Source organism: Nocardia iowensis (genome assembly GCF_019222765.1).
GTDB lineage: Bacteria > Actinomycetota > Actinomycetes > Mycobacteriales > Mycobacteriaceae > Nocardia > Nocardia iowensis.
In genome coordinates this window covers 260,535-285,924 of sequence record NZ_CP078145.1, presented here as the reverse complement: position 1 = coordinate 285,924, position 25,390 = coordinate 260,535, and the positions used below count along the sequence as shown (strand labels likewise).

The following is a 25,390-nucleotide window of genomic DNA, read 5'->3' as shown; positions in this document are numbered from 1 at the left end:
AACGATGTCAACCACCTCGTGCACACGAGGTGAACGCCAGTTGTCCGATCGCCGCGAGATCACACTTGACTCTCACATAAATGTGAGACTTTAGCGTAGCCGACATGACCGATCGAGAATCAATGCACGACACCCGGATACAGCCCGGGTCCGCCGGTCCACGCCAATGGATCGGTCTCGCCGTCCTCGCCCTGCCCACCTTGCTGCTGGCCATGGACGTCACCGTGCTCTATCTGGCCCTGCCGCAACTGACCGCGGATCTGCGGCCGACCGGCGTCGAGCAGCTGTGGATCGCCGACATCTACGGCTTCATGATCGCTGGATTCCTGATCACGATGGGCACTGTCGGTGACCGCATCGGGCGGCGCAAGTTGCTGATGCTGGGAGCGACCGCGTTCGGCGCTGCCTCGGTACTCGCCGCCTTCGCGACCAGTCCCCTACTGCTGATTGCCGCCCGCGCGGTGCTCGGCATCGCGGGTGCCACCCTGATGCCGTCGACACTGGCCTTGATCAGCAACATGTTTCGGGACGCCAGGCAGCGCGGGCTGGCCATCGGGGTGTGGGCCACCTGCATGTCGGCGGGGATAGCGGTCGGGCCGATCGTCGGCGGGGTGATGCTCGAATCATTCTGGTGGGGTTCGGTTTTCCTGCTCGGCGTGCCGGTCATGGTGCTGCTGTTGGTAACCGCGCCGGTGCTGCTGCCGGAATATCGGGACAGCGCGGCGGGCAGTGTCGACCTGTTGAGCGTCGCGCTGTCGCTCGGCGCCATCCTGCCGGTCATCTACGGCATCAAGAAGTTTGCCGAAACCGGTCTGTCGGCGGGGTCGGTGGCGGCGATCGTGGTCGGCGGCGGACTCGGCTGGATATTCGTCCGCAGGCAACGAGAACTCGCCGACCCGCTCCTGGACCTGCGCATGTTCGGCAGCCGGTCGTTCTGTGCGGCACTGCTGATTCTGCTGCTGAGCCTGGGCCTGGTCGGCGGGATCTACCTGTTCATCACCCAATACCTGCAACTGGTCCACGGGTTGTCCGCATTGGCGGCCGGATTGTGGCTGCTGCCTTCGGCATTCGCGTTGATCGTCGCTTCCGTGCTGACGCCGGTCATTGCCCGCAAGGTCGAGCCCGGATACCTCGTCGGGGCCGCGCTGGCCGTCACCACGGTCGGCTACCTGGTGCTCGCCTTCACTTCGGCGCTACCGACGCTGGTGGCGGGTTTCATTCTGGTCTATATCGGTACGAGCCCGCTGATGGTGCTCGGCACCGACCTGGTCATCGGGACGGCACCGCCGGAGAAGGCGGGCTCCGCGGCGGCAATGTCGGAGGCGAGCATGGAGTTCGGCGTTGCCGCGGGCGTCGCCATCCTCGGCGTCATCGGCACCACGGTTTACCGCACCGATGTCGCGCGTACCGGTCCGGCCGGGATTCCGGACGCGGCGACCGACTCACTCGCCGGTGCCCACGCCGCGGTCCTACCTGGGCAACTCGGTGACGCGCTGCTGGTGTCGGCCCGCGAAGCGTTCACACACGGCCTCAACACCGTTGCTCTCAGCTGCGCCGCGGTCGCCGCTCTGCTCACGATCGCGGCCGTCGGCTTGCTGCGGCACGTACGCACCGATGACGACATCTCCGAACCCGCGCTGCCCCGCTCCGGCGAATGAGTCGGAACAACCGCCACGGCCTTGTCGATCCGGAAGCTTTTCGTTCGACGTCTGGAGTGAGAGGGTCGAATCGCGACCCGCCACCGAAGGAGCGAACCGATGAAATACATGCTGATCATGCGGGACACCGACGAAGCTGTCGAAGCCGCGAAGGAAATCCCGTTCGAGCAGGTCATCGAGGCCATGGGCAAGTACAACGAGGAACTGATGAAGGCGGGCGTCCTGCTCGCCGGGGAAGGGCTGACCGAGCCGGACCAGGGTTTCGTCGTCGATTTCGCCGCGGCACCGCCGCTGGTCACCGACGGCCCATACGGCGAGACGAAGGAGCTGTTCGGCGGCTTCTGGATCATCGAGGTCGCCTCGAAGGAGGAAGCGGTCGAGTGGGCGAAGCGGGTTCCCCTCGGACCGGGTTCGAAGATCGAGGTCCGCCGGGTGGCCGAGATGGCAGATTTCCCGCAGGACAACGAATGGATCCAGAAGGAAGCCGGCTGGCGCGAGGAGCTCGAACGGCGGAATGCCTGACCGAATGACTGATGCCGCGGCAGTGCGTCGCCCGGACCCGGTGGAGTCGGTGCGTCGTTCTGTCGCGGCGGTCTGGCGGATCGAGTCGGCCCGCCTCATCGCGACGCTGACTCGCGCGGTGGGCGACTTCGGGATCGCCGAGGACCTCGCGCAGGAAGCACTTGTCGACGCGCTCGCGCAGTGGCCGGAGACGGGAATCCCGCGGAATCCGGGAGCTTGGCTCACCACGGTCGCGAAACGCAAAGCGATCGACAGCTGGCGACGGCGGGAACGCTTCGATGAGCGGCTCGCGGCGATCGTCCGCGACCTCGCCGCCGAGGAGGCGGCCGCGATCGGCGCCGCGGCCGAGCCGCCGTGGGACCCCGACCGGATCGACGACGATGTGCTCCGGCTGGTGTTCATCTCGTGCCATCCGGTGCTCTCCCGCGAGGCGCAGGTCGCGCTGACGCTGCGGGTGGTCGGCGGGCTGTCGAGCGAGGAAATCGCGCGGGCCTGCCTCGTGTCCACCGCCACCGTGCAGCAACGCATTGTCCGCGCGAAGAAGACGCTCGCCGCGGCCAAAGTGCCCTTCGAGGTGCCGGAACGTCCGGACTTCTGCGAACGGCTCGCCGCCGTGCTCGGGGTGGTGTACCTGATCTTCAACGAGGGCTACGCGGCCAGCAGCGGCGAGCAGTGGATGCGGCCGGAACTCACCCGGGAATCGCTGCGGCTCGGCCGCATCCTCGCCGAGCTCATGCCGCACGAGCCCGAAGTACACGGCCTGGTCGGTCTCATGGAGCTCACGGCGGCGAGATTTCCGGCGCGGCTCGACGAGAACGGCGATCCCGTGCTACTCGCCGACCAGGATCGTCGACGCTGGGATCGCGGCCGCATCGCGCGCGGGCGTGCCGCACTCGAACGTGGCGACGCACTCGGGCGAGGACGGGCCGCCTACGGGCTACAGGCGGCGATCGCCGAATGCCACGCGGTCGCGGCATCGGTCGACGACACCGACTGGGAACGCATAGTGCTGCTCTACGAAGCGCTCGGCCGCCTCACCCCCTCGCCGGTCGTCGAGCTCAACCGGGCCGCGGCGGTGGCCATGGCAACGGGACCGGCCAAGGCGCTACGCATCGTCGACGATCTCGTCGCAGGCGGCCAACTCGCGAAATACCATCTCCTGCAAGCGACACGCGGCGAACTACTCACGCAACTCGGCAAGCACGAGCAGGCACGGGCGGCCTTCGAAGCAGCCATCGAGCTCACCGCGAACGCCCGAGAACGAACACTCTTGCTGCGGAAGATGGCGGCCCTACCGCCACCGGCTAGCTGACCTTGTAGATCCAGATTCCCGGGTTCGCCAATTCGCCGGTGGCCGACCACCGGTACGTGCGCGCGAGGCCGTTGCCTTCATATTTGCGCAGGTAATCCAGTAGGTCCGCGCGGGTGCGGTGACCGGATGCGATGCCGTTCAGCGCGATCGTGGTGAGGTCGTAGGCTTCCACCGAGTTCCAGCCTGCGCCTTGGCCGTTCAGGGCTTGGAAGTCGAGGTAGAACTTTCCGGCGACCGGCCCGCATCGGCACGACAGAAGTGCACCTTGGGCCGAATTCCCCGACTGGGTAAAGAAATCCACGTTGAGGGCGCCTTCGGTGGTGACGAAGGGAGCGGTGACGCCCGCTTGTTTCAATTGCTGGGTGAATACGGCTGCTTCGGCGCTGTAGCCGGAATAGAAAATCGCATCCGGCGCGGCGGCGGCAATCTTGCTCACTACTGCGCTGAAGTCACGGTCGCCCTGCTTGACCTCCGCCCGGCAGGCCGGGTCGGCCACGGTGCCGAGGACTGCGACGATGTCGTGCGCCATCCCCTTGCCGAAGCCGGAGTCATCGCGGACGACGCAGATCTTGTCGAAGCCCGCGGTCTCGACCAGGTACTTCGCCACGGCACGGCGATAGACATCGTCGGTGGCCAGGCCGCGGAACAAGCCGCTCCAGCCACCGCTGGTCAGATCCGCGGGCGTGCTGCCCGGCGACAGGAACGGCAGCCCGGCTTCGCTGAAAAACCCGCCACTGGCCCGGATTTCGGGGGAATGCACTGGGCCGATCAGTGCCACGATCGACGGATCGCTCACGATCTGGCGAGCCACCTCGGCGGCTGTCTGCGGAAACCCGCCGACGTCGAACTCCTTCACGGTGACCCGGCAACCAGGGTTCGCCTTGGTGAACTGGTCGACGGCCAGCCGCACGGCACCGGGAGCGCTGCGGCCGGACCCCGCATTCGGTCCGGTGAGCAGTGCGGTCGTGGCGATGGTCATCGGCTCGCACGTGGCTTTGCCATCCCCTGCCGGACTGGCCGCGGTGCTCGGCCTGGCCACCTCTTTGCCGTCGGCGTCGATCTGCACCAGCGGTTGGAACAGCGCGGGCCAGCCCGTGGTCGCCGGCGCGACGGCACCGGACCAATCGATCGGCTGCTGCGCGATGGGCCCGGATCGGGAGTCGCTTTTCCCTGGAGATGCGGGATCGGAGGTCGCCCACAGGACTCCTGCCACGATCGCCAGCACGACGACCAGCGCCGATCCGCCGATCGCGGCGAAGCGCACAGACCGGTTCGGCGGGCGTCGGACCAACTGCTGCGGCCCCGATGCGAGCTCGGGCTGTTGCGTCGGCGCGACCCAGGATTGCGGAGACGGCACCGCCAACGCCTGCCACGCCGCAGCGGCAAGTTCCGTACACGACCCGAACCGGTCGTCGGGTCGCTTGGCCAGCGCCTTCGCCAGCACCGAGTCCATGGCGGCCGGCAACTCGGGTCTGCGGGCGCTCGCCGGCGGCGGCGGATGCTGCAGGTGGCCCGCGATCATCGCGGCCGGATTGTCCGCCGCGAACGGCGACGAACCCGTCAGCAGCCAGAACAGGCTGCAGGCCAGCGAGTACTGGTCGGATCGCTGGTCGAGCGGCGCGACGGACAGTTGTTCCGGCGACGCGTACGCCAGGGTGGCGGTGAACGAACCGGTTTGCGTGAGGTGTAGTGAGTCGTCGCGCAATCGGGCAATTCCGAAGTCCGTCAACAGAACCCGTTCGCCCTGTCCGGTGGCGGCCCGGGCCAGCATGATGTTGGCCGGTTTCACGTCACGGTGCAGCGTGCCGGCGGCGTGCGCGTAGTCGAGCGCTTTCGCCGTCTCGGTGACGATCTCTACCGCCCGCTCCGGCGGCAAGGTCCGCGGGTCGACATGCGCGGCGTCGATGCCGTCGACGTACTGCATCGAGATCCACAGCACGCCCTCTTCGACACCGCGGTCGTACACCGTCACGATGTTCGGGTGGTCCAGCCGCGCGACCAGATCCGCCTCGCGCTCGAACCGGGCCCGAATCTCGCTGTCGGAATACAACTCCGGGTCGAGCAGCTTCAAGGCGGTCAGCCGGGGCAACCGCGGATGCCGTGCCAGGTACACCGCCCCCATACCGCCGCGACCCAGCTGACGCTTGATCACATATCCGGCGAATACCTCACCAGCGCGCAGCATCCAGTCCCCTCAGACTTCGAGTCCCGGAACCGGACACCGATCGTCAGCTGAGGCCAATACTAGCTTCGAGATCTCCGGCCACACAGCCGATTCGGCTGCCGCCTCACCGGCCGCGCGCCTCCGGTGCGTCGAGAACGACGAGTTGGGCGCCCGCGCCGAGCAGTCCGCTCGGGGTGAGTCCACACATGGCGTGGAAGGTGTCGCTGAAATGCGAAGGGCTGGCGAAACCGGCGTCCGCGGCCGCCGTCGTAAAATTCGCGCCCTCGGCGACGGCTCGACCGACGCTGAGCATGCGAGCCCACATCCGGTATCGGCGGAAGCTGGTACCGGCCTGGCGGGCGAACAGGTGCAGGAACCGTGAGGTCGACAGATGTGCTTCGGCGGCCAGCTCGGCAGCCGTGTTGGGTCTGGCCGGGTGGGCTCGCAGCGTCGCCGCCGCGGCCGCGATCCTGCCGTCGATGGTCGGCACGCCGGAACCACAGGCCAAGCCGACCGCGGCGACGGGATCGAATTCCGCCTGCCCGGCCAGGGTTATCAGGTCATTTTCGGCGCAGTGTGTCAGTCCGAATCCGCCGGATCGATCGGTCATCCGGTCCCAGCAGGTTTTCGCCCGCGGCGAGCTGGGATCGATATAGCAGAACAGCATCTGCGCACCGTGGGCGACCACGCGATGGATCGTGCGCGGCGGAATCAACGCGGTACGAACCGTTTCCGCCAACCCGTCGGCACGCAGCGTGAACGGTGCATCCAGTCCGACCGCCAGACAATGCACCGAACCGCGGTGCGCGTCGAGCCGCAAAGAGGGCCCCCGATAAACGGCGTGGCCCGGCCACAGCCAGACGGTCGCGAGACAGCGCGTTTCTGGAAGTGCCCTACTGCCCATACTCGCCATGCTTGCACGACCAATGAAAGGCAGACGAGTATGCGATTCGAATATCTCGCGCAAGCGGCACTGGTGCTGATCGGGGTGATCCACCTGCTCCCCGGCGTCGTCGCCTTCGCACCCGGCCGTGCGGCCGCGGCCTACGGCACCGAACTCGGCAACCGCGACCTCGAGCTGCTGCTGCGACATCGCGCGCTGGTGCTTGGGCTGATCGGTGCGTGGGTCATCGTGGGCGCCTTCCTCACCACGATCCGCGCGGCCGCCATCGGCGCGGCCGTGCTGAGCCTGAGCACCTTTGTCGCTCTCGCGTTCATCATCGATTTCCGCGAGTTGAACGAGCAGACCAAACGCGTTGCCCGCCTGGATATTTGCCTGCTCGTCGCCCTCGCGAGCGTTGTCGCGGTCTTGACCGTCAGCGAATAGAGCTCACCTACTTTGCCTACTGGAGGAACACCGGCAGCTGCCGGTGGCCGTTGGAGACGAAGCTGCCAACGGGGGCCAGTTCGGCCGGATCCACGGCCAGCCTGATGTTCGGGAAGCGTGCGAAGAGGGCGGGCAGGGCGATCGCCGCCTCGAGCCGGGCGAGCGGGGCGCCGATGCAGAAGTGCGCGCCGTGGCCGAAGGACAGGTGTTCTTTGTTGGTGCGGTGTATGTCGAATTGGTCGGCCGTCGTGCCGTGCACCTTCGGGTCGCGTCCGGCACCGGCGTAGGAGGCAAGGATGGCGTCCCCCTTCGGAATTCGGATGTCACCGATTTCGATGTCTTCGACGGCGTAGCGCAACGGCAGATGCGCGATCGGCGCCTCGTAACGCAGCGTTTCCTCCACCACGTCGGACCACGGCACTCGGCCCTCGACGACATCGGCGCGCTGCTCGGGATGGGTCAGTAGCGCGTAGATCGCCTGATCGAGCAGGTTGACCGTGGTCTCGTGCCCGGCATTGATCACCAGCATCAGGGTGTCGACGAGCTCCTTCTCGACCAGCTGCGAACCGTCGTCCTCGTCGCGGGTGGCGATCAACACGCTGGTGACGTCGTCGCCGGGGGTCTCTCGGCGGTAGGCGACGAGTTCGCAGACCAGCCCGTACATCTCGATGTAATTGGCCTGGGACTGTTCGGGGGTGAACGAGGTGTCGAAGAACCCGTCGACACATTTGTGCAGACCCGGACCGAGGTGTTCCGGCACCCCCATCATCTCGGTGAACACCTTGATCGGCACCGGATACGCGAATCGTTCACGCAGGTCGACTGATTCGTCCGGCGGCGTGCTGGCCAGCGCCGTCAGCAGCTCTTCGGTGATCGTCGCGATGCGCGGGCGCAGCGCCGCGGTGCGGCGGTGGGTGAACGCGGGCGAGACCAGTTTCCGCAGTCGGCGATGGTCCGAGCCATAGGCGGTGAACATGTTGTCCACCGCGACCCAGGGGTGCAACGGCCAAGCTTCGGTGATCTCGCCGTTGATGAACGAAGCCCAGTGCTGCCGAGCGTCTTTCGAGACGCGCGGGTCGGCAAGCAGGCTCTTGAGCACGGCGGCGTCGGTCACCGACCAGGCAGGCACACCGGCGGGCAATTCCACCAGCGCGACGGGCCCGCGCGCACGGATCCGCGCGGACTCGCCTTGGATGTCGGCACCGGTCGGGTCAAGAACTATCGCTTCATGCTCCATCGGACGCTCCTTACATCATGTTCAACGGAGGGGACTTGGGGAAGACGACCGGCAGTGACGCGACGGCGCGGTGGAAAGGACCTGGCCGCCAGACCAATTCGTCGGCGGGCACGGCAAGTTCCAACTCCGGGATGGCGTCGAGCAACTGGTCGATGGCGTCCTGCACGATCAGGTAGGCAACGGACTTGGCCGGGCAGGCATGCGGCCCGGCCGCCCAGGCCAGGTGCGAGCGGTTCCCGGCGCGGTCCCCGCCGCGGATCTCAGGGTCGTTGTTGCAACCCGCGAGACTGATCAGGACCGGCTGGTGGGCCGGCAGCCAGTTGTTGTCGATCAGAATCGGCTGCCGCGGGTAGGACGTGCAGAAGTTCGCCATCGGCGGGTCGTTGAACAGCACCTCGTCGAGTGCGTCCCGGGTCGACAGACTGCCGCCGAGGACATCGCCGCCGAACCGATCGTCGGTCACCATCAGCAACAGGGTGTTGATGATCAGGTTCTGCTGCGGTTCGAGTCCCGCGCCGTAGAAACTGATCAGCTGGCAGAGCATCTCCGTGTCGTCGAGACCGGCGGGATGATGCGCCAGCCGCGAGGTGACGTCGTCACCTGGCTCCGCGCGCCGGAGGTGGATCAGCTCCATCAGCGCCGCACTGAGCATTTGCATGCCTTCGGCGGCGTTGACCGTATCGAACAGCGCGGCCATACCGGTCGCCACGCGCTGGCCCAGTTCCGGTGGGCAGCCGACCATTTGGTTGAGGACATCGAAGATGAGCGGAAACGCGTACTGGGTCACCAGATCCGCCGAGCCCGCCTCGCTGAAGGTGTTGATCAGCGGGACGGCGATCTTTTCAACGGTGGAATGCAGGGCGTGCAAGTCGATTCCGTCGATGGCGGCGGTGTAGGCCTGGCGATAGCGCGCATGGGCCGCGCCGCTATTGCGCAGTGCGTTCGGATACCACTCCATCATCGGCTTGATGGGAGAGTCATCCGGAATGCTCTGCTGCCAGGTGCGCGGATCGGCCGGAAAGTGCTCAGGATCGTTGAGGATTCGCAACGCGGCCTGATATCCCACCACCAGCGTGGCCGGCACGCCGGGGGCCACCTCGATCGGCACCAACGAGCCGTACTGACGGCGCATCTCGGCGTAGGCGCGATGCGGATCGGCGGCGAACTCCGGAGTGTGCAGGAGCACCCGGGGGCCATCGGTATCGATGGGCGATCCGTGCTGCACGGGGCAGACCCCGGGCGCGGTGGTGTCGGATGCGGCGAATTGTGGCGTGGTCAAAGACTTGACTCCAGACGGTGCGGGCACGTTGCTCGGTCACGTGCGTCAGGAAAGGTCGGAGGTGTAGCAAACTCCAATCGACCATAGGTGATCACAGTCGCGAGGTATCCGTCGAGTGTCGGAACACTTTGTGGCAGCCGCAGATTCACCGTCTCCACCTCATAGTTCCTGCAAGACCCCCTATTTCGGCCGCTGAGCACCGGCCGAACCCGGCGAGCCTGCCAGGCGCCTGGAACTTGGCAGCTAACTCACGTTAGCAGCATTGCCACACGGTCCAAGGCAATGTGACAAGAGGTTGTCGTTCGCCGAAACGACTCGGAAATATGTTGAGCTGTCAGGTAATAAACAGTTGTATCGTGCCGTTCACCCAGGGCGAAATGGTTCGCCGACTCGCCTCAGTGGTCAGCGGCTTATCGAGGCCGCGCCTCGGCTGCCACGACGCGATACGGAACCGGCGTCAACCGAAATAGTTGAGCCGTAGGGGTATCCGTTGTTAAATAAAGTTCACCCTCGGATAGCGGCGTCGGCCCACCGTGGATTGCGACCGGTGACAGCGACGATCCGTTCGATCAGTCCGGCATCATCGGATGTTTCGACCGCGGAACCCCACAGTTCCGGGACGGGTGCGTTCGGGATGAATTCGATGACATGGGCGAGGCAGGCACGCAATGTCGCGGCGGGCAGGGTGCAGGATCGGTCCGTGGCCACGGCGAGATCCCAGCCGTGCACCACCATCTCGGTCAGGGCGATTTTGCCCCACGTCTCGTTTGTTAGCACCACGTCCGCGGTCAGCGCGGTGTCGCCATGCCAGGCGGCCTGGTCGTCCCAGGCCTGGCCGAGGGTCCGCACGCGAGCGGCGATCAAGCGACGCCCCTCGGCACTGTGTTCCGGGGTGGCTTCGGCGACGGTGCCGTCCGGCTCGCCGGTGTCCTTGCGCGCGATCGCCGCAAATCCTTGGGCCACCTCGTCGATGTGGTCGATGAGGTCGGCAACCGTGTACTCGGCGCAGGGCGTCGGACGGGTGAGCTGGTCGTCGGAGGTGCCGGTCAGCAGGTAGATCATGGTCTCGCAGGCGGGCTTCAAGTCGATCATGGCGATCCCTCTTCGGTCGGGCACGCTTGCAGGCGTTGCACACGTCTCTCGATGGTGCAGACGATCGGGACAGCCGAAACTCATCGGCTTTCGGCCTTAGGGGATGGAAGCAGTGGCACGTCGCGCCCGGCTCCGACGCTCGCGAAATTGCGTTGACCAGGCCGTACATGGTCCGGGAGGCTCGGTGTTGTGCAAAGGAATACAGAGCCGATCGGGCTCGAGCCGCTTACGGAGCACAATCTCGAGCTGCTGCTCGAGGCGGCCGTTTCCGACGCGGATCCGCTGGAGGTGATGCCACCGGTGGCTGGTGAGGCAGGGTGGAATGCGAAGCGGCGGCAAGCGTTTCTCGACTTTCATCGCGGACGCGGGCTGCGGCCGGGACAGCCGGTGGAATACACGTATGTGATCGCGGTGGCCGGGCACGTTGTCGGAGCGGCCCGGTTGCAGCCGGGCGATGACGGGTTCGAGGCGGGGGTCTGGATCGGGCGCTCGTATCGCGGGCGTGGTGTCGGCCGGGTTGTTGCCGAGCAGCTGCGGATAGTCGCCGCCGAGATCGGTGCGCGGCGGGTCGTTGCGGTCACCACGGTCGGTAATTCGGCTGCGCGCAGGTTGCTCGGTGCGGCGGCGACGGTCAGCGGCGACACTGTCACGGCGACTCTCGAGCTCGACTAGTCCGGGCTCGATCATCGCCCGATGGTCCGAAAAGCTGTGGCAGAGTGGGTTCTTGATGGGCGTATTCGACTGGAACCACAACAGCTTCTACCACCGCTTTCTCGTGCGTCAGCTGCCGAGTCCGTGCTCGCGGGTACTCGACGTGGGATGCGGGGCTGGTGCGTTCGCGGTCGAACTGGCGCGGCATGCCGGACAGGTCGACGCCATCGATCGGTCTCCGGCGATGATCGATGCGGCGAAGCAGGGAACGCCCGGCAATGTCACCTGCATGCTGGGGGACGTGCTGGAAGAGCCGCTGCCCGCAGGGGCCTATGACGCGATCGTGTCGATCAGCACGCTGCACCATATGCCGCTCGACGAGGTGTTGCCGGTGTTGGCCGAGGCCTTGCGGCCTGGCGGTGTCCTCGCTGCCGTCGCACTACCGCGGGCTGATCTCGGCCGGGAACTCCCGGTGGAGCTTTTGGCGGCGATCGGCCACCGGGTTCTCGGGGTGGTGTTCGCTGTTCTGCGGAAGGTCGGTCGGGGAAGCTGGTTTGCCCACGAGGCGAGCCATCAAGCGATGCCGGTCGTCCTCGATCCGCCGCTGACAACGCGCCAGGTGCGGCAGCAGGCAGCCGCGATACTGCCGGGGGTACGGGTGCGACGGCTGGTGTACTGGCGCTACTCACTGGTGTGGCGCAAACCCGCCGACAGCTAGTCTGCTTGCCGCGCAGGGCTCGAGTTCGCCAGTAGAGCAATCACTTCAAGTCCCCCACCGCTTCGTCCAACGCGGTGCGCAACAGGCGGGCGTAGACATCGATGTCCGGGACTGTGGCGCTGTCGGCGTGCAGGGAGATCGTGACGGTCTCACCGAGTCCGTGGACGCCATGGGTCAACTGCATGACCGACCCGATCGCCGGGAAACCGCCGGTGAAGCGGACCTGCCCACCGCCGAAGGTGAGGTCCGCGGGGCCCCGGTGCACGCTGGAGACAACGGTGTGACCGGCAATGGAATCAGGGACGATGTCGAGTGGATAGCGGGCGATGTCGCGCCGGAGTAGTGGAGCGGGTACGACGGCGGTGACGCGGTCCTGTGCCACCAACAAGGGGTGCTGTGCGCGCAGGCGACGGTCGGTCAAGGCTCCGGTGATCTTGTCGGCGCGGCGACGAAGATCGGGCTCATCGATGAAGAGGTCGACGCTGAGGCTGCGATAGTTGTTGCGGGCGTTGGCCATCGCGGTGCCGGACAGCGCCATGGGCACCTGGGCGCCGAGCCGCTCGACCGGATCACCGCGAGTTTCGAGGTAGCGCGCGAGCGCGACCGACACGGCGGTCAACACGATGACGGTTACCGTGCAACCGGGGACACGCAGTGTTGCCGCGTCGCACACGATCATTCGCACCTGATGTGCCGCAACGGCTTCCGTCGCTGCCCTAGCAGCCTGGCCAGGCGGAAGATTGCCCGCAGGGGACGGCTGACGTCCTGGCGGAGCGGATCGGACGGGCTCCTGGTGGGCCGAAGCGTTTTCTACGGCAACTGGATCGTCAACGCCGCGCGGAAGAGTAGGCAGCGGACGCGCCGCAGCGGATCCGGCGAGCTCCTGCGAAGCCGAGGCGTTCTCGTCACGAACGTGATTGATAAGGCTGGGCGGAAAGTCAGGTCCAGGTGGCGGCAGCTGTCCCGTCGCGGTGAGTTCGGCGAGCCGCTGTTGCGCCCGGAAGGCTTGATAGCCGCGAACTACCGTACGGGCCAGCTGGATCGGCATTCGCGGCACAGCCAGCGCGGCATCTACCGGTGCTGCCTTCACCAAGCCGACCGGAGCGCGCAGTACGCGGCTCACCGAATCTGCCAGCGCGGCAGTCGGTGCTGACTCCTTCACCACGCCGACCGGAACACGCAACACGCGGCTCACCGAATCCACCAGCGCGGCAGTCGGTCTCCGTACGACCGCCGCAGTGACCGATCGCGCCGTCGTCACCAGTGAGGAGACGAGCGCAGCAGGGGTGGCCTCCGTATCGGCAGGCACGCGCACCACAGCCCAATTGCTGAGTTCGTCCTGCTGAACGTCCGTACTGAACAGCGCGCGTGCGATCTCGGCGGCTCGGCGTCCATCGGCGAGTGCGTGCGACATCTGCAGAACTACTACGAGCGCAGGATCATCTAGTCCGGGTGCACCGATGACGCCTCGGAACACATGCACCCGCCACGGCCGCACCGCCGCATCCACCCCGGTACCAACCACCGCGCCGACCGCCGCCTCCAGATGCGCCCAATCCGGTTCCGGCAGTATATGTTCGACGAACTGGTCGGCCGTGAATTCGCACGGCACCCACGATGGATAGTCGAGGTCACCCGGCACGCTGCGCAGCCGGACCCGCAGGTCGGGGATACACGCGCTGCGTTCGGCGACAAAGGCGCGCAGTTCCGCCGACGGGCGACCGGTGTCGGCGAAGCAATACAGCAGGAACAGATCGTTGCGGGTGCGCGCCGACAACCAGTACATCGTCGCGTCCTGCGCCGCCATCGACCTCACCACTCGACAGTATCGAACGCGCCCGAACCCGACCCGCCACCACTGCACACCGCGCCAGGCACCGGCGAGACTCCCCCATCAGCCCAACTCGACACCTCCCATGGCTCGCCAACAGCAGACACCGTCGAATGGGACCACACAGCGACAAACGCCGAGACGCCCCGCCGTCATGCCTCACTCGAGGCACAGAACCCGGTGGGTTCGGTGGCGAGCGGGGCATGGTTGCGCCAAACAGCGAGACGGTCCACCGTCACGTTCCGTTCGGTGCCTGGAGGTAGTGGGCTGGTCGGCGGGGCTGAATGATCTTGATTCGCAGGGTGATCGGACGAAACCTATCGATTCCGGCCGTGCCTCCTGCTACCGTCTGTAGTAGAACGCATTCCACTCTCCAGGGGCGGGTGTCGACCATGGCAGCAACTCAACTCGGTCGTAAGGTCAGCGCGCAGGCGAACGCCGCCGATGAGCGATATCAGGCCGCCAACTTTCTCAAGCGGTCGATCAACAAGGTCTTTCCGACGCACTGGTCGTTCCTGCTCGGCGAGATCGCGCTGTACAGCTTCATCATCCTGCTGCTGTCCGGTGTGTATCTGACCTTGTACTTCGACCCATCGATGGCCGAGGTGGTCTACAACGGCTCCTACCAGCCGTTGCGCGGCGTGACGATGTCGCGGGCCTACGAGTCGTCGTTGAACATCTCGTTCGAGGTGCGCGGCGGGCTGTTCGTGCGGCAGGTACACCACTGGGCGGCACTGCTTTTCGCGGCGTCGATCATCGTGCACCTGTTCCGCGTCTTCTTCACCGGCGCGTTCCGCAAGCCGCGCGAGGCGAACTGGGTGATCGGCGCGATCCTGCTGATCCTGGCCATGTTCGAGGGCTACTTCGGCTACTCGCTGCCCGACGATCTGCTCTCCGGCACCGGGCTTCGGGCGGCGTTCTCGTCCATCACGCTCGGCATGCCGATCATCGGCACCTGGCTGCACTGGCTGATGTTCGGCGGCGACTATCCGGGCACCATCATCATTCCGCGGCTTTTCATCGCGCATGTGCTGCTGTTCCCCGGCATCATGCTGGCGCTGATCGCCGCCCACGTTGCCCTGGTCTGGTATCAGAAGCACACGCAATTCCCTGGACCGGGCCGCACCGAGAAGAACGTGGTCGGCGCCCGCATCGTGCCGGTGTTCTCGCTGGATCAGGGCGCGTTCTTCGCGTTCACGCTGGGGATCGTCGCGATCATGAGCGGACTGCTGCAGATCAACCCGATCTGGAATATGGGTCCGTACAACCCCTCGCAGATCTCCGCGGGTTCGCAGCCGGACTTCTACATGATGTGGACCGACGGCATGATGCGCCTCATCCCGCCCTGGGAGCTGTATCTGGGCCGATATACAGTGCCTGCCCCGGTGTGGGGCGCGCTGATCATGGGCTTGGTGTTCGCGCTGCTGATCACGTATCCGTGGATCGAGAAACGTCTGACCGGCGACGTCGCACACCACAATCTGCTGCAGCGACCGCGCGACGTGCCGGTGCGCACCGCGATCGGCGCGATGGCGATCTCCTTCTACGTCGTGCTCACCCTGTCCTGCGTGAACGACATCGTCGCCTACAAGTTCGACATCTCGTTGAACGCGACTACCTGGATCGGGCGGATCGGCATCCTGATCGTCCCGCCGCTGGCCTACTTCACCGCCTACCGGATCTGTCTCGGCTTGCAGCGCAGCGACCGGGCGGTGCTGGAGCACGGCGTCGAGACCGGCGTGGTCAAGCGGCTGCCGCACGGCGAGTACATCGAGATCCACCAGCCGCTCGGCCCGGTCGACGAGCACGGCCACCCGATCCCGCTGGAGTACCAGGGCGCGCCGGTGCCGAAGAAGATGAGCACGCTCGGCGCGGCGGGCAAGCCGGGGACCGGCAGCTTCTTCCGGCCGGATCCGTGGCAGGAGTCCGAGCGTAATCACGCGATGGACCACGAGGAGGAGCGCCGACAGCTCGCGGTGCTGCGGGATTACCAGGAACGCGGCAACGGTACCGGCAACGGCTCACACGGTAACGGATCCACTCGATAGCTGAGCGACGCCAAGAGCCGGTCGTGGGCCGATAGCCGTCCGGCGGGCAATATCCCCGCAGGCAAGTATTCGGACGCCGGAACCAGCGGCCGGTGTCCGAATATTGCGAAGGCCCCGAGTCCGTGCCGACTCGGGGCCCGTACTGCCTGTTCAGGTGACCCGCGGTATCAGGCGCGCCCGAACTCCCCCTGCGCAACTCCGCTTAGGAATGCGTCCCACTGACCCGGGGCAAACGCCAGCACCGGACCATATCCGTTGTCCTTGGTGTCACGGACCGCGATTTTGCCGTCGACTAGAAAGGCGACTTCCACACAGTTCCCATCGGGGCCGCTGTATGTGCTCTTGCGCCACACAGCATCCGTCAAATCAACCTCCACGGCACTAGCTCCTTTGCTGCGTCGAGAACGAGATTTCTTCTGACATCGTTCTAACTAGCACCGGCACCCGGCCAGGAACGCCGAATCCCCTGCGCGCCAAACGGAAGCGCGCAACTCCACGGTGCGTCGTTATCGCACTGTACGTCGGGGTGAATACACCCCACGAGGTTGCCCCCGCGCGATAAAGACTAGCAGGTCTATCGAAAGTTTGCCCGGCTCTTGCTTATTCAATCATCAGAACTGCCAAGTTTGCGAAGATGAAAAGTTGCGGAAACATTGCCAGCCGGTAGAGACCATTCCTCTGATCGGGCTGCCGCAAACTTTACGGCCGATGTGATTGCTCCGTGATCCGTCATTATTTCTTTCTTCGGACACTGTCCCATGGACGACACCACCGGGGCCGTGCATCATGGAGATCATGGTTGACCGCGATCGCGACGACGCAGGTCGCGCCCATAACTCTCGTCCGCGTGACAGATTGGGGCGGCCACTGCCGCCCGGCAGTGTCGGAGTTGCCCGAATTCCCGACGATCTGGACCTGCCACCACAGCAAACCCTCACCTTCGCTCAGCAACTGCTGGACGACGGCTTGGCATTCAACGCGCACGAGGTATTAGAGGCGGCGTGGAAGAACGGACCGTTCGCCGAACGGATGCTGTGGCAAGCGCTCGCTCAACTCGCTGTCGGCGTCACACACATCCAGCGAGGTAATAGCAAGGGCGCGCGCACCCTGCTGACCCGGGCGGTGACCCGGCTGACGGACTATCGATACGACGACGCGGACGCGCCCTACGGCATCGACCGCACGGGGCTGATCGCACACGCAAACGCACTCATCGACGCCCTGGACGCGCAGACGCCGATCCCGCAGGCCGCCCTGGCGCCGCGGTTGTGCGGCTGACACCTACCATGGCCACCGTGCACAGACCATCCCGCACGAGCCGGGCCCATGCCTGATCCGGGTGCCGGCCGGTACGCGCCGAGCCCATCCGGGGATCTGCACCTGGGAAATCTGCGCACGGCGCTGCTCGCGTGGGCGTTCGCCCGACACACCGGCCGGCGCTTCCTGCTCCGGATCGAGGATCTCGACCGGGTACGCCCGGGCGCCGAGCAACGACAGCTGGCCGATCTGGCCGCGATCGGACTCGACTGGGACGGCCCGGTGGTCCGGCAATCCGAGCGACTGCCGTATTACCAGGCCGCCATCGAGCGCCTTACCGCCGCCGGGCTCACCTACGAATGTTTTTGCACCCGAAGGGAAATCCAGCAAGCGGCGACGGCGCCACACGGTCCGATGGGCGCCTACCCCGGCACCTGTCGCGCCCTGACCGATCAGGCGCGCACCGCGTTTCGGGCGGAAGGACGTCCGGCCGCGTTGCGCTTACGTTCGGCGGCAACCGAATTCGACATCATCGACGATCTACACGGCCGCTATCGCGCCCCGGTGGACGATGTGGTGCTGCGCCGCGGCGACGGCATCCCGGCCTACAACCTCGCGGTGGTGGTGGACGACGCGGCGCAGGGCGTCGACCAGGTGGTCCGTGGCGACGACCTGCTGCCGTCCACTCCACGCCAGGCGTATCTCGCGACGCTGCTCGGCCTTCCGGTACCGCACTACGCCCACGTTCCGCTGGTGCTGAACAGCGAAGGCAAACGCCTCGCCAAGCGGGACGGCGCGGTGACGCTCGCCGATCAACGCGCGCTCGGCAACACGCCCGAGCAAGTCGTGGCGGCGCTCGCCCACTCGCTCGGCTACGACGCGAGCTCGTCGGCGGAGCTCCTCGACGGTTTCGACCCGGCACATCTGCCTCGCGAACCGTGGATACTCGACGGGAATGGGTTGTTGCAACGCAGTCGATGTCCGTAACGTACGCATTCGTCCAACTACTGATCACTCGACGAGGACAAACAACTATGACAAGCGGTGGGTACGACCCCAACCAATATCCGCAGGGCGGGCAGCCGTATGGGCAGCCGTACCCGCAAGGCGGCCAGCAACATCCGCAAGGCGGTCAGCAGTTTCCGCAGGGCGGCCAACAGTTCCCGCAGGGCGGCCAGCCCTACGGCCAGCAGCCCCAGTACGGCCAGCAGCCGCCGCAGTACGGCCAGCAGCCGCAGTACGGTCAGCAGCCCCAGTACGGCCAGCAGCCGCAGGATCCGTACGGCCAGTACCCGCAGCAGCCGGGCGGCTTCAACAACTACGGTGGGCAGCCGGGTGACCTCGGCACCCGCATCGGTGCGCGCGTCATCGACGCACTCATCCTGATGATCCCCTATTTCATCCTGTACATGCTGGTCAAGAACAGCATCGGCCTGACCATCGGCCTCGGCCTGGTCTGGACCCTGGTGCAGCTCGGCTACTTCGTCGGCATGGAGACCTCGCAGGGCACCACGCTCGGCAAGAAGGTGCTCGGCCTGAAGGTGCTCGCCCCCGGTGGCGCGGCCAAGATCGACCCGGTCACCTCGCTCAAGCGCAATCTGTTCGTCGCGGCCAACATCATCCCGTGTATCGGCGGACTGGTCTCGCTGGTCCTCGCCATCTACATCATGGTCACCATCTCGCAGGACCCGAACAAGCAAGGCTGGCACGACAAGTTCGCCGGCGGCACCCAGGTCGTAAAGTCCTGACGCCGATCGGCTGAAGACACGAGCAGGGGCGCACCCGTTGTCGGGTGCGCCCCTGACGTTTTCGTGCGCTGGGCCGGTTACGCGCCGCTGACTCCGGCGATGATCACGACCAGGAACCACAGCACGGCGAGCACGATCGCGCCGACGCCGATCCAGATGCCGGCCAGGGCCATGCCCTTGCCCTCCTGGCCGGACTGTTTGACCTGGTTCAAGGCGATGACGCCGAGGACTATCCCGACGATCGACCCGAGGCCACAGGTGACGAACCCGGCCAGCGAGGAGATCAGCGCGCCGATGGCCATGCCGTTGGTGCCCTGCTGCTGCGGCATCCCGTACGGCTGATAGCTGGGCTGGTAGCCATACGGCTGCCCATACGGTTGCGGTGGCTGCTGGTAGCCCTGGTACTGCTGCTGCGGCGGGGGCGTCATGGGCTGGGCGGGCTGCTGCGGGTACTGCGGCGCCGACGGGTACCCCGATGGCTGGTCAGCGTTCGGGTATTGCGGAACCGAGCTCTGCGCACCGGATTCCGGCGATACGCCTTGGCCGCCGTACTGCTTCCACCATTCGTCGGAATCGCCGGGATTCGTCATTGCTACAGCGTATTCCACAACCTGGTTGGATGAAGCGCGTGAGTGAGCCGAATACACCCGAAGCCCCCGAACCTGGGCACCCCGCGCCGGAACATGCGGCATTCGCCCAGGTGGCGCGGGGGTACTACACACCGATCGTGGCATTGTTCACGGCGACGCTGATTATTTCCAATATCTGCGCGACCAAGGGCGTGCAGTTCTTCACCGACCACTCGGTGCAGCTCGGACCCTTGGAGATACTGCCGATCAGCACGGACGGCGCCTGGTTCCTTTTCCCGCTCGCCTACATCCTCGGCGATGTGCTGAGCGAGATCTACGGCTTCCGGTCCGCGCGCCGGGCCATCTACTACGGGTTCGGCGTGCTGCTGCTGACCGTGGTGTGCTTCAAGATCGCGATCGAGCTACCCGCCGCGACGTTCTACGAGAACCAGGACGCGTTCCGCACCGTTATCGGCACGACGCCCCAGCTGGTCGCCGCCGGTCTGGCCGGTTACTTCGTCGGCGAGATGCTGAACTCCGCGACGCTGGTGCTGATCAAGGAACGGACCAAGGAAAAGCACCTGTGGGCGCGACTGATCGGTTCCACCGTGGTCGGCGAATTCGGTGACACGCTGATCTTCTGCTCGATCGCGGCCACCGCCATCGGCATCGATTCCTGGAGCCAGTTCGTGAACTACGTGATCGTCGGCTTCCTGTGGAAGACCCTCGCCGAGATCATCGTGCTACCGATCACCTACCGGGTCATCGGCTGGCTCAAGAAGAACGAGCCCACCTACGCTCCCACTGAAGTGCCAGCGCTCCAAAGCTGAACAGCCCTGCTTGGTCGACGGGACATGGCAGTGCCCGCTCTCGGACGATGCCGCCGCCATGTCCCGTTGATCAGGGCGCCTTGACCCGGCCCTTCCAGCGGCCGAGCGTTTCGGCTTTGTGCTCGTCGAAGTAGCCGCCCTCGATGCTGGCGCGGATGCGGTCGACGAGGCGAATCGTGTAGCGCTCGTTGTGGATGGTGCACAGGGTGGCCGCGAGGATTTCCTTGGCCTTGAACAGATGGTGCAGGTAGGCGCGGGTGTAATTGGCGCAGGTGTAGCAGTCGCAGGTGTCGTCGATCGGGGTGAAGTCGCGCCGGAAACGGCTGGTGTTGATGTTGAATCGGCCCTCGGCGACGTAGATGGCGGCATTGCGGGCGACCCGGGACGGGTTCACGCAGTCGAAGGTGTCGGCGCCGTTCTCCACGGCGGTGAAGATGTCCTCCGGCTCGCTGATGCCGAGCATGTGCCTCGGCTTGTCCTCGGGCAGTTCGTCGCAGCACCAGCCGACGATGGTGCCGAGGTTGTGCTTCTCCAGCGCGCCGCCGATGCCGTAACCGTCGAAACCTGTTCCGGCACTGCCGCGGATCGATTCCAGCTCGCGACATGCCTTGCGGCGCAGGTCTTCGTACTGCGCGCCCTGAATCACCGCGAACAGCGCCTGATACGGGCGGTGTGTACGGGTCGCGGTCAGTCGCTCGTGCTCGTCGATGCAGCGTTGCGCCCACTCGTGCGTGCGCTGCAGCGACTTCTCTTGGTAGCCACGGGTATTGAGCAGGGTGGTGAGCTCGTCGAAGGCGAACATGATGTCGGCGCCGAGCTGGTGCTGGATGCCCATCGACACCTCGGGGGTGAACCGGTGCTTCGAGCCGTCCAGGTGCGAGCGGAAAGTGACGCCGTCGTCGTCGACGGTGGCCAGCCGCTCCTTGCCCTTCGCGATCACGTCGTCGCTGCGGACGTCCACCGCCTCCATCGCGAGCACCTTCTTGAAGCCGACACCTAGCGACATCACCTGGAAGCCGCCGCTGTCGGTGAAGGTGGGTCCCGGCCAGTTCATGAACTTGCCCAGCCCGCCCGCCTCGTCCACGATGTCGGAACCCGGCTGCAGGTAGAGGTGGTAGGCGTTGGCGAGCAGCGCCTGCGCGCCGATCTCCCGCATCGTCTCCGGCAGCACCGCCTTCACCGTCGCCTTGGTGCCCACCGGGATGAACGCGGGAGTGGCGATCGGGCCGTGCGGCGTGCTGATCACGCCCGACCGGCCGTGCCGCCCATCGAGGCGGGTACCAACGGTGAAGGAGAAGGATTCGGGGTCAGACACGGTGCCCATCCTCTCAGGCGGCGCCGATGACCTCCGCCGTGTGGTCATCCTGGGCTCACCGGCCGTCCTCGCGACCGTCATCGCCCGGTCACCCGAATGGCCCCTGCCTTGCGCCTCGGGTACCAGCGGGCGGACTCGAGCGACCGGCTACACGTCGACGGCAGCCGCCGCCGCGAATTGCGCGTTGTAGAGGCGGTAGTAGGCGCCGCGTTCTTCGAGCAGGCGTTCGTGGGTGCCGTGTTCGACGATGCGGCCCTGCTCCATGACGACGATCAGGTCGGCGTCGCGGATGGTGGACAGGCGGTGTGCGATGACGAAGCTGGTGCGGTCGCGACGCAGGGCCGCGGTCGCGTGCTGCACCAGCAGTTCGGTGCGGGTGTCCACCGAGCTGGTCGCCTCGTCCAGGATCAGGATGGACGGCTTCGCCAGGAACGCCCGGGCGATGGTGATCAGCTGCTTCTCGCCCGCGCTGACCCCGGAACCCTCCTCATCGATGACCGTGTCGTAGCCCTCGGGCAGCGCGTGCACGAAGCGGTCCACATAGGCGGCCTTGGCGGCGGCGAGGACGTCCTCTTCGCTCGCGTTCGGGTTGCCGTAGGCGATGTTCTCCCGAATGGTCCCCTTGAACAGCCAGGTGTCCTGCAACACCATGCCGATGCGGGAACGCAGGTGGTCGCGGGTGATTCGAGTGATGTCCACACCGTCGATGGTGATGGTGCCGGAATCCAGTTCGTAGAACCGCATCAGCAGATTCACCAGCGTGGTCTTGCCCGCACCGGTCGGGCCGACAATGGCGACCACGTGACCCGGCTCGGCGATCAGCGACAACCGCTCGATCACCGGCTGCTCCGGCTCGTAGCGGAAGGAGATGCCTTCGAACTCGACCTTCCCTCGGTCGACCGGGCGGGTGTCGGCCATGATCGGGTCAGGGCGCTGTTCCTCGGCGTCGAGGATCTCGAAGATCCGCTCGGCCGAGGCGACACCGGACTGCAGCAGGTTGGCCATCGCGCCGATTTGGGTGAGCGGCTGACTGAACTGGCGCGAGTACTGGATGAAAGCCTGCACCTCGCCGAGCGAGAGCTGACCGGTCGCCACCCGAAGACCACCGACCAGCGCCACCAGCACGAAGTTCACGTTCCCGAGGAACATGATCGCGGGCATGATCAGGCCGGAGATGAATTGCGCCTTGAAGCTCGACTGGTACAGCTGCTCGTTGCGCTTGTCGAACTCCTGGCCGACCTCGCGGTTGCGGCCGAACGCGGTGACGATCTCGTGCCCGGTGTATGCCTCCTCGACCTGCGCGTTCACCACACCGGTGTATTTCCACTGGTCCACGAAATGCGGCTTGGAACGCTTGGCGATCAGCGCGGTCACCCCGATGGCCGCGGGCACTGTAAGCAGGGCGATCAGCGCGAGCAGGGGCGAGATCCAGAACATCATCACCAGGATGCCGAGCACCGAGAACACCGAGACGATCAGCTGGCTCATGGTCTGCTGCAGGCTCTGCGACACATTGTCGACATCGTTGGTGACCCGGCTCAGCACGTCACCGCGCGGCTGGGAATCGAAGTAGCGCAACGGAAGTCGATGGATCTTGTCCTCGATGTCGCTGCGCAGCCGCTTGACCGTCCGGTTGATCACCAGGTTGAGCAGGAAGCCCTGCAGCCAGCCGAACAGCGAGGCGCCGATGTACAGCGCGAGCACCAGCAGCAGCACCCGGCCGACGGCGCCGAAGTCGACGCCGACACCGGGCACGACATTCATCGCGCTGAGCATGTCGGCAAAGGTGTTGTCGCCCTTGGACCGCAGGTACTCGACCGCCTGTTCCTTGGTGGTCCCCGACGGAAAGTTCAGCTGCTTGCCCACCACACCGTCGAACACGAGGTTGGTCGCCTTGCCGAGCAGGTACGGACCGAGCGTGTTCAGCACAACCGAGCCGATGGCCAGCAGCACCACGAGCCAGACGAACTTCCGCTCCGGTGCGAGCCTGCGCAGCAGTCGCTTCAGCGACGGGCCGAACGACTTCGGCTTGGCGTCCGGCGCACCGGGAGCCGGCATTCCGGGCCTCATCGCACTTCCTCCGCGCTCAGCTGGGACGAGACGATCTCTTGGTATTCCTTGCAGTCGCGCATCAGCTGCTCATGGGTGCCTACGCCCGCCATCTCGCCGTCTTCCAGCACCACGATCTGATCCGCGTCACGGATGGTCGTGATCCGTTGCGCCACAATGATGACGGCGGCATCCCTGGTCACCGGGCGCAGTGCGTCCCGCAGTCTGGCATCGGTCGCCACGTCGAGCGCGGAGAACGAGTCGTCGAACAGGTAGACCCGCGGCTGCTTCACCAGCGCCCGCGCGATGGCGAGCCGCTGGCGCTGGCCGCCGGAGACGGTGGTGCCGCCCTGGGCGACCGGGGTTTCCAAGCCCTGCGGCATCTCGCGCACGAAGTCGGCGGCCTGCGCGACCTCCAGCCAGCGCCACAGTTCCTCGTCGGTGGCGTCCGGGTTGCCGTAGCGCAGGTTGCTGGCCACCGTTCCGGAGAACAGGTACGCCTTCTGCGGGATCAGGCCGATCTGCGCGCGCAGCAGTTCGAGGTCGACGTGCCGGATATCGGTGCCGCCGAGGTAGACCGCGCCGTCGGTGACGTCCATCAGCCGCGGAACCAGGTTGAGCAGCGTGGTCTTGCCCGCACCGGTGGAGCCGACGATCGCGGTGGTCGTGCCCGGTTTCACCTGGAACCTGATGGCTTTCAGCACCGGCTTCTCGGCGCCGGGGAAAGCGAACTCGGCGAACTGGAAGTCCACCTCGGCCGGGTCGCTTTTGAACGGCTGCGGCAGCTTCGGCGGCACGACCGACGACTCGGTCTCCAGTACCTCCCCGATCCGGTCGGCGGAGACCGCGGCGCGCGGGGCCATCATCGCCAGGAACGAGGCCATCATCACGGCCATCAGGATCTGCATGATGTAGGACAACATCGCGGTCAGCGAACCGATCTGCATGGTGCCCGCGTCGACCGCGTGCCCGCCGAACCAGATCACCGCGACCGCGGTGACATTGCTGATCAGCATGACCAGCGGGAACATCAGCGCCATCAACCGGCCGACGCGCAGCGCGGTATCGGTCAGCTCCGAGTTGGCGACGCCGAAGCGCCAGGTCTCCTGGCGTTCCCGGACGAACGCCCGCACGACTCGGATGCCGGTGATCTGCTCGCGCAGCACCCGGTTCACCTCGTCGATCCTGGTCTGCATGTCCCGGAACCCGGGCACCATCTTGCTGATGATGAAACCCATCGACAGCCCGAGCGCGGGCACCGCGATCAGCAGCAGCCAGGACAGGCCGAGGTCCTCGCGCAATGCCATGATGATGCCGCCGACGCACATGATCGGCGCCATCACCAGGATCGTCGCGGACATCACGATCAGCAGCTGCACCTGCTGGATGTCGTTGGTGTTGCGGGTGATCAGCGACGGCGCGCCGAACATGCCGACCTCGCGCGCGGAGAAGGTGCCGACCCGATGCAGCAGCGCGCCACGCAAATCGCGGCCCGCGCCCATCGCCGCCTGCGCGCCGAGATAGACCGAGCAGGCCGAGGCGACGATCTGCACGCCGGTGACCACGAGCATCCGCAAACCGGTGCTCCAGATATAGCCGATATCGCCCTTGGTGACGCCGTTGTCGATGAGATCGGCGTTGAGGCTCGGCAGATAGAGCATGGCGATCACCGAGATCAACTGCAGCACAACAACCCCTGCCAACTGGGCGCGGTAGGGGATTAGATAGGTGCGCAGAAGTCGAATCAGCATGATGAATCGCAGGCTACCGGCAAACAGTGACA

The 25,390-nt window shown here is 65.9% G+C and carries 22 protein-coding genes; 11 read left to right on the top strand and 11 right to left on the bottom strand.

The features are described 5' to 3' along the window. Positions 1-104: 104 nt before the first annotated feature. From KV110_RS01270 to KV110_RS01260, 3 genes are all read left to right on the top strand, one after another. The gene (locus KV110_RS01270) at positions 105-1,658 is read left to right on the top strand and encodes an MFS transporter (RefSeq protein WP_246634301.1); all 1,554 of its coding nucleotides are present in this window, start codon (positions 105-107) and stop codon (positions 1,656-1,658) included. A 99-nt stretch (positions 1,659-1,757) separates the two neighbouring features. Further along, complete coding sequence (locus tag KV110_RS01265; protein WP_218472702.1) at positions 1,758-2,180, top strand: YciI family protein; 423 nt, start codon at positions 1,758-1,760, stop codon at positions 2,178-2,180. A gap of 4 nt (positions 2,181-2,184) precedes the next feature. Further along, positions 2,185-3,492 (top strand): RNA polymerase sigma factor, encoded by a 1,308-nt coding sequence (locus KV110_RS01260; protein WP_218472701.1) that lies wholly within the window; start codon positions 2,185-2,187, stop codon positions 3,490-3,492. On the opposite strand, the gene KV110_RS41905 is transcribed toward KV110_RS01260, so the two are convergent. Together KV110_RS41905 and KV110_RS01250 are read right to left on the bottom strand one after the other, a co-directional pair. Further along, positions 3,485-5,677: a bifunctional serine/threonine-protein kinase/ABC transporter substrate-binding protein gene (locus KV110_RS41905; protein WP_218472700.1), complete on the bottom strand. Its 2,193-nt coding sequence runs from the start codon at positions 5,675-5,677 to the stop codon at positions 3,485-3,487. The two genes, KV110_RS01260 and KV110_RS41905, sit on opposite strands and share 8 nt — an antisense overlap. Positions 5,678-5,780: 103 nt before the next feature. Further along, the gene (locus KV110_RS01250; RefSeq protein WP_246634300.1) at positions 5,781-6,449 is read right to left on the bottom strand and encodes a helix-turn-helix domain-containing protein; all 669 of its coding nucleotides are present in this window, start codon (positions 6,447-6,449) and stop codon (positions 5,781-5,783) included. A 150-nt stretch (positions 6,450-6,599) separates the two neighbouring features. Here KV110_RS01250 and KV110_RS01245 point away from each other — a divergent pair, with 150 nt between their 5' ends. Continuing rightward, positions 6,600-6,983: a hypothetical protein gene (locus KV110_RS01245; protein WP_218472699.1), complete on the top strand. Its 384-nt coding sequence runs from the start codon at positions 6,600-6,602 to the stop codon at positions 6,981-6,983. 16 nt (positions 6,984-6,999) lie between these two features. Here the strand turns inward: KV110_RS01245 and KV110_RS01240 are convergent, their stop codons facing one another. The 3 genes from KV110_RS01240 to KV110_RS01230 all read right to left on the bottom strand — a co-directional run bounded on the left by KV110_RS01240 (position 7,000) and on the right by KV110_RS01230 (position 10,591). Continuing rightward, entirely contained in the window at positions 7,000-8,220 is a 1,221-nt protein-coding gene (locus KV110_RS01240; protein WP_218472698.1) for a cytochrome P450 family protein, read from the bottom strand. A 10-nt stretch (positions 8,221-8,230) separates the two neighbouring features. Continuing rightward, positions 8,231-9,499, bottom strand: a complete 1,269-nt coding sequence (locus KV110_RS01235; RefSeq protein WP_218472697.1) for a cytochrome P450 — start codon at positions 9,497-9,499, stop codon at positions 8,231-8,233. A 504-nt stretch (positions 9,500-10,003) separates the two neighbouring features. Further along, positions 10,004-10,591: a TIGR03086 family metal-binding protein gene (locus KV110_RS01230; RefSeq protein WP_218472696.1), complete on the bottom strand. Its 588-nt coding sequence runs from the start codon at positions 10,589-10,591 to the stop codon at positions 10,004-10,006. A gap of 189 nt (positions 10,592-10,780) precedes the next feature. Here KV110_RS01230 and KV110_RS01225 point away from each other — a divergent pair, with 189 nt between their 5' ends. Beyond that, on the top strand, positions 10,781-11,263 hold the full coding sequence (locus KV110_RS01225; RefSeq protein WP_246634299.1) for a GNAT family N-acetyltransferase: 483 nt from the start codon (positions 10,781-10,783) through the stop codon (positions 11,261-11,263). Positions 11,264-11,318: 55 nt separating this feature from the next. Beyond that, on the top strand, positions 11,319-11,960 hold the full coding sequence (locus tag KV110_RS01220) for a class I SAM-dependent methyltransferase (RefSeq protein WP_218478083.1): 642 nt from the start codon (positions 11,319-11,321) through the stop codon (positions 11,958-11,960). A gap of 40 nt (positions 11,961-12,000) precedes the next feature. Here the strand turns inward: KV110_RS01220 and KV110_RS01215 are convergent, their stop codons facing one another. Further along, complete coding sequence (locus KV110_RS01215) at positions 12,001-13,767, bottom strand: wax ester/triacylglycerol synthase domain-containing protein (protein ID WP_246634867.1); 1,767 nt, start codon at positions 13,765-13,767, stop codon at positions 12,001-12,003. Positions 13,768-14,183: 416 nt separating this feature from the next. On the opposite strand from KV110_RS01215, the gene qcrB reads away from it, so the two are divergent. After that, positions 14,184-15,839, top strand: a complete 1,656-nt coding sequence (qcrB, locus tag KV110_RS01210; RefSeq protein WP_218472694.1) for a cytochrome bc1 complex cytochrome b subunit — start codon at positions 14,184-14,186, stop codon at positions 15,837-15,839. 167 nt (positions 15,840-16,006) lie between these two features. On the opposite strand, the gene KV110_RS01205 is transcribed toward qcrB, so the two are convergent. Beyond that, positions 16,007-16,216 carry a DUF397 domain-containing protein gene (locus tag KV110_RS01205; protein WP_218472693.1) on the bottom strand — a complete coding sequence of 70 codons (210 nt, stop codon included), beginning with the start codon at positions 16,214-16,216 and terminating at the stop codon, positions 16,007-16,009. Between the two features lie 418 nt (positions 16,217-16,634). On the opposite strand from KV110_RS01205, the gene KV110_RS01200 reads away from it, so the two are divergent. Genes KV110_RS01200 through KV110_RS01190 form a run of 3 tightly spaced genes read left to right on the top strand, consistent with a single transcriptional unit; the run spans position 16,635 to position 18,844 of the window. After that, on the top strand, positions 16,635-17,117 hold the full coding sequence (locus KV110_RS01200; protein ID WP_218472692.1) for a DUF309 domain-containing protein: 483 nt from the start codon (positions 16,635-16,637) through the stop codon (positions 17,115-17,117). A 48-nt stretch (positions 17,118-17,165) separates the two neighbouring features. Beyond that, positions 17,166-18,083 carry a tRNA glutamyl-Q(34) synthetase GluQRS gene (gluQRS, locus tag KV110_RS01195; protein ID WP_218472691.1) on the top strand — a complete coding sequence of 306 codons (918 nt, stop codon included), beginning with the start codon at positions 17,166-17,168 and terminating at the stop codon, positions 18,081-18,083. Between the two features lie 47 nt (positions 18,084-18,130). Next, a complete protein-coding gene (locus KV110_RS01190; RefSeq protein ID WP_218472690.1) occupies positions 18,131-18,844 on the top strand; it encodes an RDD family protein in 714 nt (237 codons plus the stop codon). A gap of 77 nt (positions 18,845-18,921) precedes the next feature. On the opposite strand, the gene KV110_RS01185 is transcribed toward KV110_RS01190, so the two are convergent. Further along, positions 18,922-19,434: a DUF4190 domain-containing protein gene (locus KV110_RS01185; RefSeq protein ID WP_218472689.1), complete on the bottom strand. Its 513-nt coding sequence runs from the start codon at positions 19,432-19,434 to the stop codon at positions 18,922-18,924. 29 nt (positions 19,435-19,463) lie between these two features. On the opposite strand from KV110_RS01185, the gene KV110_RS01180 reads away from it, so the two are divergent. After that, positions 19,464-20,243: a queuosine precursor transporter gene (locus tag KV110_RS01180; RefSeq protein ID WP_246634298.1), complete on the top strand. Its 780-nt coding sequence runs from the start codon at positions 19,464-19,466 to the stop codon at positions 20,241-20,243. Between the two features lie 70 nt (positions 20,244-20,313). Here KV110_RS01180 and tgt read toward each other — a convergent pair whose 3' ends face one another. The 3 genes from tgt to KV110_RS01165 all read right to left on the bottom strand — a co-directional run bounded on the left by tgt (position 20,314) and on the right by KV110_RS01165 (position 25,358). Further along, complete coding sequence (gene tgt / locus KV110_RS01175) at positions 20,314-21,567, bottom strand: tRNA guanosine(34) transglycosylase Tgt (RefSeq protein WP_218472688.1); 1,254 nt, start codon at positions 21,565-21,567, stop codon at positions 20,314-20,316. Positions 21,568-21,705: 138 nt separating this feature from the next. Continuing rightward, positions 21,706-23,628 (bottom strand): ABC transporter ATP-binding protein, encoded by a 1,923-nt coding sequence (locus tag KV110_RS01170; RefSeq protein WP_218472687.1) that lies wholly within the window; start codon positions 23,626-23,628, stop codon positions 21,706-21,708. Next, positions 23,625-25,358 carry an ABC transporter ATP-binding protein gene (locus KV110_RS01165; RefSeq protein WP_218472686.1) on the bottom strand — a complete coding sequence of 578 codons (1,734 nt, stop codon included), beginning with the start codon at positions 25,356-25,358 and terminating at the stop codon, positions 23,625-23,627. Before KV110_RS01165 ends, KV110_RS01170 begins: the two co-directional genes overlap by 4 nt. Positions 25,359-25,390: the final 32 nt, after the last annotated feature.

Coding starts and splice junctions, on each gene's coding strand:
- KV110_RS01185 (WP_218472689.1), bottom strand. CDS start 19,434: ATGACGAATCCCGGCGATTCCGACGAATGGTGGAAGCAGTACGGCGGC.
- KV110_RS01270 (WP_246634301.1), top strand. CDS start 105: ATGACCGATCGAGAATCAATGCACGACACCCGGATACAGCCCGGGTCC.
- qcrB (WP_218472694.1), top strand. CDS start 14,184: ATGGCAGCAACTCAACTCGGTCGTAAGGTCAGCGCGCAGGCGAACGCC.
- KV110_RS01200 (WP_218472692.1), top strand. CDS start 16,635: ATGGTTGACCGCGATCGCGACGACGCAGGTCGCGCCCATAACTCTCGT.
- tgt (WP_218472688.1), bottom strand. CDS start 21,567: ATGGGCACCGTGTCTGACCCCGAATCCTTCTCCTTCACCGTTGGTACC.
- KV110_RS01215 (WP_246634867.1), bottom strand. CDS start 13,767: ATGGCGGCGCAGGACGCGACGATGTACTGGTTGTCGGCGCGCACCCGC.
- KV110_RS01265 (WP_218472702.1), top strand. CDS start 1,758: ATGAAATACATGCTGATCATGCGGGACACCGACGAAGCTGTCGAAGCC.
- KV110_RS01180 (WP_246634298.1), top strand. CDS start 19,464: ATGAAGCGCGTGAGTGAGCCGAATACACCCGAAGCCCCCGAACCTGGG.
- KV110_RS41905 (WP_218472700.1), bottom strand. CDS start 5,677: ATGCTGCGCGCTGGTGAGGTATTCGCCGGATATGTGATCAAGCGTCAG.
- KV110_RS01240 (WP_218472698.1), bottom strand. CDS start 8,220: ATGGAGCATGAAGCGATAGTTCTTGACCCGACCGGTGCCGACATCCAA.
- KV110_RS01170 (WP_218472687.1), bottom strand. CDS start 23,628: ATGAGGCCCGGAATGCCGGCTCCCGGTGCGCCGGACGCCAAGCCGAAG.
- KV110_RS01190 (WP_218472690.1), top strand. CDS start 18,131: ATGACAAGCGGTGGGTACGACCCCAACCAATATCCGCAGGGCGGGCAG.
- gluQRS (WP_218472691.1), top strand. CDS start 17,166: ATGCCTGATCCGGGTGCCGGCCGGTACGCGCCGAGCCCATCCGGGGAT.
- KV110_RS01245 (WP_218472699.1), top strand. CDS start 6,600: ATGCGATTCGAATATCTCGCGCAAGCGGCACTGGTGCTGATCGGGGTG.
- KV110_RS01220 (WP_218478083.1), top strand. CDS start 11,319: ATGGGCGTATTCGACTGGAACCACAACAGCTTCTACCACCGCTTTCTC.
- KV110_RS01230 (WP_218472696.1), bottom strand. CDS start 10,591: ATGATCGACTTGAAGCCCGCCTGCGAGACCATGATCTACCTGCTGACC.
- KV110_RS01260 (WP_218472701.1), top strand. CDS start 2,185: ATGACTGATGCCGCGGCAGTGCGTCGCCCGGACCCGGTGGAGTCGGTG.
- KV110_RS01165 (WP_218472686.1), bottom strand. CDS start 25,358: ATGCTGATTCGACTTCTGCGCACCTATCTAATCCCCTACCGCGCCCAG.